Here is a 10,817-nt window from a genome sequence, read left to right as displayed (position 1 = left end):
ATCAAGGGGAGGAATTTCCCCTCCTTGCTTAAGGAGGGGGTAGGGGAGGTTTAATAATATTGATAAGTACAATTTTAATACGTTACAGTAATTATGTTTTTATATACTAAGTGTCAATGGTATTGTTGAAGATCAGCTCGAAAAAAAGCCCCTACCCGAAAAAGTTCGGAATAGGGGCTTTCTTTAAATTTCAGATAATAGCGAGAACTTAGCGACTACTTATTATACACGACGCGCAAGTACACCATACCGCCATGATAGCCGATAGGTGTCCGGCGTGGGTAAGGCATGCCTTGCGACAGGCGAGTATCAATCTCGTCGGGGTAATTGTTGAGAACGTTGTTCGCACCGAGTATCACTCTCATATTGGGACTTGCAGGGTAGCTAAGCTCCACGTCGAGGAGCGTTTCAGATCCAACTTTTTCCTGGGTGCCGCGCTCGTCTATAGTTTTGCCATAGAAGTTTGCACGGACCATTGCAGTGACCGTGCCGAGCTGCTGATTCAACGTTACACTTGCGCGGTGCTTGGGCAGGTTATTTTCAATGTTGAAAACAGTACCGTCAGAAACCGGGTTGATGCCGTTAACCTGCTTCTGGCTAAGCACCTCGGTTTCATTGTAGTTGTACGCAAAGCTGATGTCTGTATTGGCACCGCGTCTCAAGACCGCGACTAAATCCAATCCCTGCGTTCTTGTATTCAGTGTATTCGTGTAGAAGGCGGCCTCAGCAAAGTTAGGATCCCCACTTACAGCAAGGCTCCTGGACTTTATGATTCGGTTATCTACCTCGACGTTGTAAAAATCAAGGGAAAGACTCAGAGAACTAGAAACTCTGGAAGCTAAACCGATGCTGATGTTGACTGCGTCCTCTGGTACGAGCGCCTTCCCACCCAAACTCACAGCAAGCGGAGAAGTCGGACGTATAGTGCCCTCCTGAACCTGCATACCGGTTACGCCATCGAATGATGTGACAACAGTCGTAACATTCGCCTGACCCGGTGTGGGTGCCCGGAAACCCGTGGAGAATGCACCACGCAACGTCAATTTATCGGAAACATTGAGACGGGCTGCTACCTTGCCGTTGGTGGTAGTGCCAAACTCCTTGAAATCCTCATACCGGAGCGCACCCTGCAGTAAGAAATCCTCGTTGACATCCCATTCTCCATCAATATAAACGGCAAAGTTTTCACTGACAAATTCGCCAGCAGCATCCTCGCTCGTACCGGGAAAACCATTCGCTGCAAGGCCGGGAGCGGCATAGTTTGTGCCTGTTACAGGGTCAATCAACAAGGCTACATCGGCCCAGGGGCCGGCCTTCCACGCTTGCTCCTCGCCAACGAACATCGTGTAGGTTTCTTTACGCCGTTCAAGACCCGCGGCCAAATTGAAGTTGTCACTAATAGCCTTCGCGAGATCCAGGTTGAAGTTGAGATCTGCTTGCTTCAAGTCACCGGGACGAAAAACGGTTTGTGACCCAGGTCCCCAGGACGAGTTTAGCGAATTGTTGAGTATATAGTTGATTCGGTTCGAGCCGTAGGTTGTGCTCAGGTCATAAACCACGCCGTTGTTGAGCTTGCCCTTCAATCCAAAGATAATGCTCAAGTCCGTTTGGAACCCTTCAAAACGAGGCGTAAAGCCTGCCTTGTATTCATCTTGATCGCAAAAGCAAAAGTTGCCTTTTGAAGGATCCGTTGGGTCAAGCGGGATTGGTTCCAGGACGCCGGCCCGGCCCGGGGCACGATAGAAAAAGCTGTAATTACCATAGGTGTCTGCAAAATTACCAAATGAATAGAGCTCGGCGGTCTCGCTCAGCTCCAGTCCTGCATTCCAAACAGAACGAAAACCGCTGCTTTTCGGGCGTCCCCAATTCATAGCAGGGTTTTGAACATTCGGAACACCTTCGGCAGCAGCATGCTGAACGCCGCGGGAAAGTTCTTCATTGCGGGTATATTCTCCACTGATGTTAAGAAAACCTTTTTCGGATAACGGTAACCCAAAGTTAGCAGCAACCTTATAATCGGTTTCACTTCCGTAATTCTTTCCGTACCACTTACCGCTCTGTACCTGGATTTCAAGGCCTTCGGATGCATCCTTCAAAATAAAGTTCATCACCCCTGCAATTGCATCCGAACCGTACTGAGCAGAAGCGCCATCACGCAATACTTCAATATTCTTAAGCGCAATGCTCGGTATTTGGCCTATATCAGCAGCGTGAGCGCCGACATTCATAGCTGCACCAAAATGCGCGATCAGCGCTGATCGATGGCGGCGTTTAGAATTAACAAGAACCAGGACTTCATCCGGCGGAAGACCGCGAAGCGATGTAGGCCTTACGAACGCAGCGCCGTCACCTGTTAGCGGTGTTGCTGTGAAGGACGGCACCAAATTCTTTAATGATTCGGTCAAATCACCATTGCCCTGGCGTTAAATTTCTCTGCCTTCAAACGAATCGATTGGAACGGGAGACTGAATTTTCGTTCGGCCCGATTGGCGCGTACCCGTGACGACAATTGCGTCCATAAACAATACATCTGCTTGTAGCCGGAAGTTAACTGTCACTGTCTGTCCTGCAGATACCGTTACTTCGCGGGTTGCGGTTTTGTAGCCAATAAACTTTACTTCAACCGTGTAAGTCCCTGCCGGAACAGAACTAATAGTAAACTCGCCATTACTATCCGTTGCATCCCCTTGTGTAAGGCCCTGAACCTGAACGTTGGCACCCGGAAGCGCCTCGCCGAGGGTAGACCTTACTTTTCCTTTGATAGTGCCATTCTGGCCAAGTACGATTAGTGGCACACTGAGCATGAAAACGAGTGTTGCGCAAAACTTTAAATTCATCATTTTATTCTTCCTCTTTTGTTAATCCCAAGTGATTCTACTTTAAAAAAACAATGTACACCGCCTACGCCTCACAACGTCGGCAACATACATATCCTCTCCTACTTTCTCCCTATTGAATATATAATGTTAATAGTTTACCTCCTTATGTTTGATTTGAGTGATGTAATTATTGATTTGGTCAGCTATGAGTGCAATTTATAAATATATATTAAAAACCGCAAACGAAATTTATTTTTTTAACTTTTTGGCTAGCCATCCCACGGTCTGTTTTTTTGAGTTTGGAGCACCGAGGCCTTGTGGGAAGAACTTGTCCGGCCTTTTACGGAAACCTGTAGCAAAGCAGTGAGCCAGAAAACATGCCCTGAGCGCATCCGAAGGGAACAAAACGTCACCGCCTTTGCGAGTACAATCCTAATAGATTATGTTCTTGTTTAGATTTGTTTAAGCTGTCTTAGGTGTTTTTTTTCCATTTCCGGCAGTAATCCATTCGCAAATTCGATCGACCGCGGTAGTCACTTTGTTGCAATGAGTGCGAATAAATTTTTCATCCAATTCAGATTCCAAAGGTATACCGCTAGCAGCTTGTAAGACTTTTTCACCATCAAAATCGACATAAGCTATTCGCAAAGTCATATTTTCTTTTGGCCTGCCAAAGTCCGAACCAGGTATGGTTGCAACTCCGATTTCTTCAAGAAGTGTTTCACAAAGTTGTTGGCTTGTAGTTATCCCTCGCAACTTCAATTCCGGACTAAATGGAGTAAATCGCGGGAAAAGATAGAAAGCGCCTTGCGGCTCAACAAGTTCAATGCCTGCCTTAATCATTTGCAAAGAACAATGCCTGCCCAATGTACGGAACAAACGACGAGTATGATGTAAATACGTTTCGATCTCTTCACTTTCCTTCAAAGCTTCAATAGCGGCGTATTGGATCGGTGCGCAAGTGGAGGTAAAGGTCTCGCTTGCGGCTACGGAGATTGCATCAAGAAGCCAATTTAGAGAATCAGGAAATATGAAAGCTCCTAATCGCCAACCGCCTGCTCCACACCATTTACTCAAGCCAGTAACGATGATCGTGCCTTCTGGATAAAACTGTGCGATGGAAGTATGTCTTCCATAGTGACCAATTTCGCCATAAATTTCATCAGACAAAAGAACGATTTGATATTTTCGGGCAATTTCAGCCAGTTCCTTTAACTCATCAATACTATAGGTATGTCCACATGGATTGTTGGGATAATTGAGAATTAAAAGGCGTGGTCTGTAGGGATCATCCTTGCATAGAATGTCTAATTCTTCTGGTACAAGCCTCCAGTTATTCTCAAATTGGGTAGGTAACCAGCGAACTTGCCGGCCAATGATTTGAGCCTGGGGTGCATAAGAAACCCAGGAAGGAGTTGGAATGAGTAGATCGCCATAATAGACCAATTGAATTAAGAACATTAGTTCTTTTGAGCCAGGACCAATCATCACATTATCCGCAGATCTTTTTACACCAAACCTGCGAAAATAATAATTAGAAAAAGCTTCACGAAGTTTATGCAACCCCTTTACGGGTAGATACTCTTTGTGATATGCATTTGCCTTTAAACCCTCAACAACGCAATTTGGGACCGGGAAAGGGGATTGCCCCAAACCTAACTTAAATACTTCTTTGCCATTGTTAATCAATTCATTACTGCGTTCGTTAATCACCAGTGTCGACGAACCTTGCAAACTGCGAACGTTTAAATTTAAATGAACTTTAGGGTTTGAAATGATTCCAGTTTCAGCCAGTTTTTGTTCCATAGATCTTTTCTATTCTCCAGTATTTTAACTTTTATAACTTTGTAGATTACTCGATTAAATAGTTGATTAGAATATCTAAAAACAAGATAAAATCCCTTTAAAAATTTATTCTTTCTTATATTAACGAAATCTGGAGGGCGGCTTCTTTAAGTAGATTATTTTTTCTATATTTTCAATCTCTTATTCCATAATATGAATAATGTGATTTACTGAAAGAAGAGATACAAAATTTCTTCAAAAATATTTTTCAATTCGATCAAACAGTGCTGAACAATCTCTAGATTTTTAGAATCAAATCACTCTAGATCCAGGTAAAGTGATCGATTCATTTCCATCTGAATCCAGTCACTCACAGGTATAGCAGACTTTAATTCGTTCGGTCTTTTGAAATCTTCAATAGGCTGGTTCATTATTTCAACTTTAAGTTTTAAAAAACGAGCCATCAAAATTGATGGCTTTTTCTTCTTGGGAGGGCTCTTAGTGACTAAAATAATAGTTTACGCCCAAACCTCAAATTTTATGCAGTTTTATAAAACGATGATAAAAGATAATAGATCGTAAAAAACTTTGACAGGATTAACAGGATTATTAAGATTTATCAATGATAAGATCTAGTTTAAACAACAAAGTTCAATGAATGTTATCTCATTGAACTTCGTTGCATGAATCGAGAGATTTTTGTTAACTCTAATCTGTTACCGGCTAACGACCATATTTTTTGTATCGATCGTTAATTCTTCCCCAATGTAGATTTTCAAGAAAGTGATCGATATAAACTGCCCGACCCGGACCATCTTTATGATAATAGGCATGCTCGAAGACATCGCAGGAAATAAGGGGTACACCGCCCCAAATAGCACCGTATTGGTGTTCATCAACAAGTACATTCAATAGTCTTTTGGAGTATAAAGCATCATAGACCAGTAATCCCCAACCACTCAACTTGGCTGAAAAAGAAGTTGCTTTAAAATCAGTTTTCCAGTTATCGACTGATCCAAACTCGGATTCGATTGCAGCTTTTATATCCGGACCATCATTTGCGTCACCATTACCGCCCAGTACTTCCCAATAGACGCCGTGTAATAACGCTCCAGAATGATTCCAGGTGAACCGTCTTTTCAGCTCACCGACAGTACTATAGTTTCCGTTTGCTGCTGCCCGGTCAGCTGTTTCTAATCCTTTTTCAATCGTATTTAAAGCGGCTACATATCCTTTATGATGTTTATTGTAGTGCCAATCTGTCGTTTCTGGTGATACGACATCCTTTAATAGCTCTTTTGCTTCATCATCTGAATAAGGTCTTGGTTTTGCTGTCCATTCATATGACATTTTTCCTACCTCCTCAAGTATTGTTTATTTATTATGATTGATCATATAACGGGATCTTAGATCCACATGCAACTGCATGAGCGACCTTCGCAAAATCTTCCGGATTTATAGAAGGGCCTTCTTTTGAGCAATATTTATCAAAAACATTCTTAATAATATCTGCAATTTCTTCAGGTGATTTTCCAACAATATCTTGTCTTTCCATCATAAATACTGCTTTTGATCCTTGGAATAAAGTAATCGCCGGAGAGGATGGAGGAAAATCGCTCAAATAATTTTGTCGGATATGCTCAACAGCCATCTTTTCTTGACCTGCAAAAGCTGTATAACATTTATCAGGAATAATGTTATGCTGCAAAGCTAAATTAACGCCGGGTCGCGCACCACCGGCCGCACACCCGCATACAGAATTGACTATCAATAAACGCGTCTCATCTGATTCGGAACCAATATTAGCGTCCACATCTTCGGTGGTTAATAATTCCTTAAAACCAACGGCGATCAATTCGTCCCGCATTGGCTGGACTGCATCTTGATCATAAGTTGGTTGAAGAATAGGAAATTGAGTCATTTTTACTCCTTTGTTTAATGATCTATTTAATTTATTTTATTATTAATTTCTACTTAAAATAACCCAAGCTCAAGTTGAGCGGCTTCACTCATCATGTGCTTACCCCAGGGCGGCTCCCAAACGATATCTACCACAGCATCAGCAACACCATCTACTTCTTTTACTTTTGCTTCAACTTCTCCGGGTAAAGTACCTGCAACCGGGCAAGCGGGGGAAGTAAGGGTCATTGTTATTTGCACTTTTTTGTCTTCTTTGATTTCGACATTGTAAATTAACCCCAGTTCATAAATATCGATTGGGATTTCAGGATCGTAGACCGTTTTAAGAGTTTTGATAACTGCTTCTTCTAATTGCTTATTCTGGTTTTTTTCTTCCATAGTTTACTCAATGATTTTGTTTAATATTCATTAACTATTCTGTAGAAACGACATCCCCGTTTTCCAAAGCTGAAAAGACTGTATGCCAGGCTAAGCCAGCACATTTAATTCTAACCGGATATTCTCTTATCCCGGCAAAAACTGCTAATTTCCCTATGGTATTAAAATCTTCTTCAAAATCAGATTTATTTGTTATCATCTTTTGAAAGGAATGAAACAAATCTCTGGCTTCGGTTATGGTTTTACCTTTTAATTCTGTTGTCATTAACGATGCGGAAGACTTGGAAATCGCACAACCTGATCCTTGGAAACTGATGTCTGTTATTATATCATTCTCAACGATCAAATAGAGATTGATCCGGTCGCCGCAAAGCGGATTATAACCTTCTGCAGTGTGAGATGGCGAATCCAGCTCATGATAATTCTTTGGATTTTTGTTGTGATCCAGGATCACTTCCTGATATAACTCTCTTAAATCATCCATTATGCAAATAGCTTTATTACTTTTTCAATTCCTGCAACCAGTGCGTCAATTTCTTCTTTGGTGTTATAGAATGCCATAGAAGCCCTGGATGTTGCAGGCACTTTAAATCGATCCATTACAGGTTGAGTACAATGATGTCCTGTCCGGATGGCTATCCCTTCCCGATCCAAAATTGTTCCAGCATCGTGAGGATGAACGTTGTCTATTGTAAATGAAATTACACTGGCCTTTTTTTTTGCTGTACCGATAATTTTTACCGAGGTAAGGCTTGATATTGCGTTTGTCGCATAACAGAGCAACTCTTTTTCATATTTCTCGATATTTTCATATCCGATTTTAGCAACATACTTTAATGCTGTTCCAAGACCAATTACTCCGGCAATATTGGGCGTTCCTGCTTCAAATTTGTGCGGCAGATCATTATAAGTGGTTTTTTCAAATTTTACGGAACGGATCATATCGCCTCCGCCTTGATAAGGATTCATTTGTTCAAGGAAAGATTCTTTGGCATAGAGTACGCCAATACCAGTCGGGCCAAAGACCTTATGTCCGGAAAACAGGAAAAAATCGCAATCCAGCTCTTGCATGTCGACTTTTATGTGTGGCAATGCTTGCGCACCATCCAGCAATACCGGGATGTTGTTTTCGTGGGCAAGTCGTATAAAATCAGTAACCGGGTTAATGGTTCCGAGTGAATTGGAAATATAAACAAGAGCCACCAGTTTTGTTTTTTCATTAATTTGTTTTGCATACTCATCAACGAGTAATTCTCCGTCATCATTCATGGGAATGATCCGCAATTTCGCGTCTTTTTCTTCACAAAGAAGCTGCCAGGGAACGATATTGGAATGGTGCTCCATTTCGGAAATGATGATCTCATCACCTGGTTTGATATTTTGCCTTCCATAAGTCGCTGCTACCAAATTAATGCCCTCTGTTGTGCCGCGAACAAATATAATTTCCTTTGTCGAATTGGCATTGATGTGGTTTTTGACGTCTACTCTAACACCTTCATATGCCTGTGTTGAGACTTCACTTAAGTGGTACACCCCGCGATGAATATTGGCATTTTGGGTTGTGTAATATTTTGTAATGGTATCAATAACAGCTTTGGGCTTTTGTGTCGTTGCGGCATTATCTAAATACTTTAAAGTTTTACCATAAACTGTTTGTTTAAGAATGGGGAAGTCCTCGCGAATTCGTTCAACATCGATACCCTGGGTGACGTTAGACTCAGGCGGATCTAATGTGAGTTTTTCGAAGGTTTGTTCCATTTTATGAGATGAATTTATCATGGATAAGGTTATTTAATTTCTTCCGAACAGAATCAATTTTTATGTTTTCAAGGATGTCTTCTGCAAATGCAAATTGCAGCATAGAATTTGCCATTTCTTTGCTGATTCCGCGCGTTCGTAAATAAAACAAAGCTTCTTCGTCTAACTGTCCAATGGTCGCACCGTGACTACATTTTACGTCATCTGCAAATATTTCCAGTTCAGGTTTTGAATTCATAGTAGCATGATCAGTTAATAAAAGTGTTTTATTTGATTGGAAAGCATTGGTTTTCTGTGCATCCTGTCGAACCAAAACTTTGCCATTGAAAACGCCTTTGGCTTTATCGTCTATAATCGCCTTAAAAGATTCATTGCTATTGCAATTGGCGACTGCATGATCGATTAACGTATGGTTGTCAATGTGCTGCTTATTATGAGCCAGATTGAAACCAAATAAATTGCATTCACAATATTCACCATTCAATAAAATATTGATATTGTTTCGTACCAATGCCCCGCCAAGATCGATGTTGATAGATGTATAAACACTGTTTTTCCCTTGAGTAATGTAAGAAGAAGAGATATGATATGCGGTTTCGCTTTCATCCTGTATTTTTATATGCTCAACATTGGCGTTTTCTTGGACCAGAAGTTCAGTTACTAAATTACATAAATATTTATTGTCTGAGGTATGATTATAGCTTTCAATAATGTGGCATTGACTATTCTTTCCGGCAATAATTAAATTTCTCGGATGAAAATGAAAGATATCACTGCCGGAATCAGATATGTACAGAAGGTGAATGGGATTTTTGATAATTTCCCCATCCGGGATATGAATAAAAGCACCATCATGCACATAGGCTGTATTTAATGCTGTAAATGCTTCGGAATCATATTTTGCAGTTTTGGAGAGGTACTTGTTAACAAGATCGCCGTAGTTATGGAATGCATCTGCGAGATTTGTGATAACGATTCCGTTATTTACAGAATCTATTTGTGATAATTCTTTGTTGAAATTTCCATTAACGAATACCAACACGTTCTGATCAATATTTTTGAATTTAAATTTTTTGATGTTAATTTCAGAAATAACAGCTGATTGAGAAGACCATCTAAAGTTGTGCTTCAATATTTGTTTTATGCTGGTATATTTCCAGGTCTCGTCGCGAACGGTTGGGAAGCCGAGTTCCGAAAATTTATGCAAGGCATCTTTTCGGATTGTGTGAAAAGGCATGTTCTGTTTACTATTCAATGTTTTTTCAAGAATCTCAAAATTTAAGAGATGCCACTCTTTACTATCCATATTGTTATGCTTCAAATTTTCCATATTAATTTGTTTCTGTTTTCGAAAAAAATTAGAATTAATGTGCTAATTAAACTACAGTTTCTTCTGCTATTTCTCTTACCCAGTCGTAACCACGCTCTTCCAGCTTTAAGGCTAAATCTTTATCACCGGATTTAACAATCCTACCGTCAAAGAGCACATGCACTCTATCCGGAATTACATAGTTCAACAGCCGTTGGTAATGAGTAACCACTATTGATGCATTGTCTTCTCTTTTTAATGTATTGATGCCATTCGCAACTATTTTTAGTGCATCAATATCCAGGCCCGAATCAGTTTCGTCCAAAATTGATAATTTGGGGTTTAACACGGCCATTTGAAAAATCTCATTTCTCTTTTTCTCTCCACCCGAAAAGCCTTCATTAACAGAACGTTTTAAAAACTTTTGATCCATATGAATAAGCTTCATTTTTTCTTTAATCAAGTCAAGAAATTCCATTGCATCCAATTTTTCCAACCCTTGATGTTCCCTAATTTCATTTAAAGCAGTTTTTAGAAAACTAGTTGTATTCACACCTGGAATTTCCACCGGATATTGAAATGCCATAAATAAACCCTCTTTTGCCCGTTCATCGGGTTTCATATCCAACAGGTTTTTCCCTTTAAATATGATTTCGCCAGCATCTACTTTATATTCTTCACGGCCGGCGAGCACATTAGCTAATGTACTTTTCCCCGATCCATTTGGCCCCATGATTGCATGTATTTCACCGGCATTTACTTCCAAATTAATCCCACGAAGAATCTTTGTGTTTTCAACTGAGACTTCCAGGTTCCTAATGACTAACATTTATTTTCTTCCTTTTTTC

Annotated in this window: 10 protein-coding genes; all 10 read right to left on the bottom strand. The window is 40.6% G+C overall.

Features of this window, described 5'->3' with window-relative positions:
- Window positions 1-215: 215 nt before the first annotated feature.
- The 10 genes from IIC38_02980 to sufC all read right to left on the bottom strand — a co-directional run bounded on the left by IIC38_02980 (window position 216) and on the right by sufC (window position 10,798).
- Window positions 216-2,405 (bottom strand): TonB-dependent receptor, encoded by a 2,190-nt coding sequence (locus tag IIC38_02980; protein ID MCH8124911.1) that lies wholly within the window; start codon window positions 2,403-2,405, stop codon window positions 216-218.
- Window positions 2,406-2,423: 18 nt separating this feature from the next.
- Window positions 2,424-2,804, bottom strand: a complete 381-nt coding sequence (locus IIC38_02975; protein ID MCH8124910.1) for a carboxypeptidase-like regulatory domain-containing protein — start codon at window positions 2,802-2,804, stop codon at window positions 2,424-2,426.
- 477 nt (window positions 2,805-3,281) lie between these two features.
- Entirely contained in the window at window positions 3,282-4,625 is a 1,344-nt protein-coding gene (locus IIC38_02970) for a pyridoxal phosphate-dependent aminotransferase (protein MCH8124909.1), read from the bottom strand.
- 702 nt (window positions 4,626-5,327) lie between these two features.
- Window positions 5,328-5,954 (bottom strand): superoxide dismutase, encoded by a 627-nt coding sequence (locus IIC38_02965; GenBank protein ID MCH8124908.1) that lies wholly within the window; start codon window positions 5,952-5,954, stop codon window positions 5,328-5,330.
- A gap of 31 nt (window positions 5,955-5,985) precedes the next feature.
- Window positions 5,986-6,525 carry a BrxA/BrxB family bacilliredoxin gene (locus IIC38_02960; GenBank protein MCH8124907.1) on the bottom strand — a complete coding sequence of 180 codons (540 nt, stop codon included), beginning with the start codon at window positions 6,523-6,525 and terminating at the stop codon, window positions 5,986-5,988.
- 53 nt (window positions 6,526-6,578) lie between these two features.
- Window positions 6,579-6,902: an SUF system Fe-S cluster assembly protein gene (locus IIC38_02955; GenBank protein ID MCH8124906.1), complete on the bottom strand. Its 324-nt coding sequence runs from the start codon at window positions 6,900-6,902 to the stop codon at window positions 6,579-6,581.
- 34 nt (window positions 6,903-6,936) lie between these two features.
- The gene (locus tag IIC38_02950; GenBank protein MCH8124905.1) at window positions 6,937-7,389 is read right to left on the bottom strand and encodes an SUF system NifU family Fe-S cluster assembly protein; all 453 of its coding nucleotides are present in this window, start codon (window positions 7,387-7,389) and stop codon (window positions 6,937-6,939) included.
- A complete protein-coding gene (locus tag IIC38_02945; protein MCH8124904.1) occupies window positions 7,386-8,600 on the bottom strand; it encodes a cysteine desulfurase in 1,215 nt (404 codons plus the stop codon). The genes IIC38_02950 and IIC38_02945 overlap by 4 nt, the downstream gene beginning before the upstream one ends.
- Before the next feature lie 61 nt (window positions 8,601-8,661).
- Window positions 8,662-9,966, bottom strand: coding sequence for a Fe-S cluster assembly protein SufD (sufD, locus tag IIC38_02940; protein ID MCH8124903.1), 1,305 nt, complete (start codon window positions 9,964-9,966; stop codon window positions 8,662-8,664).
- Window positions 9,967-10,036: 70 nt separating this feature from the next.
- Window positions 10,037-10,798, bottom strand: coding sequence for a Fe-S cluster assembly ATPase SufC (sufC, locus tag IIC38_02935; protein ID MCH8124902.1), 762 nt, complete (start codon window positions 10,796-10,798; stop codon window positions 10,037-10,039).
- Window positions 10,799-10,817 lie beyond the last annotated feature (19 nt).

It is taken from the genome of candidate division KSB1 bacterium (assembly GCA_022566355.1).
In the GTDB taxonomy this organism is placed as follows: domain Bacteria; phylum Zhuqueibacterota; class JdFR-76; order JdFR-76; family DREG01; genus JADFJB01.
The sequence above is the reverse complement of the archived record's forward strand: the minus strand, read 5'-3'. Positions and strand labels throughout refer to the sequence as shown.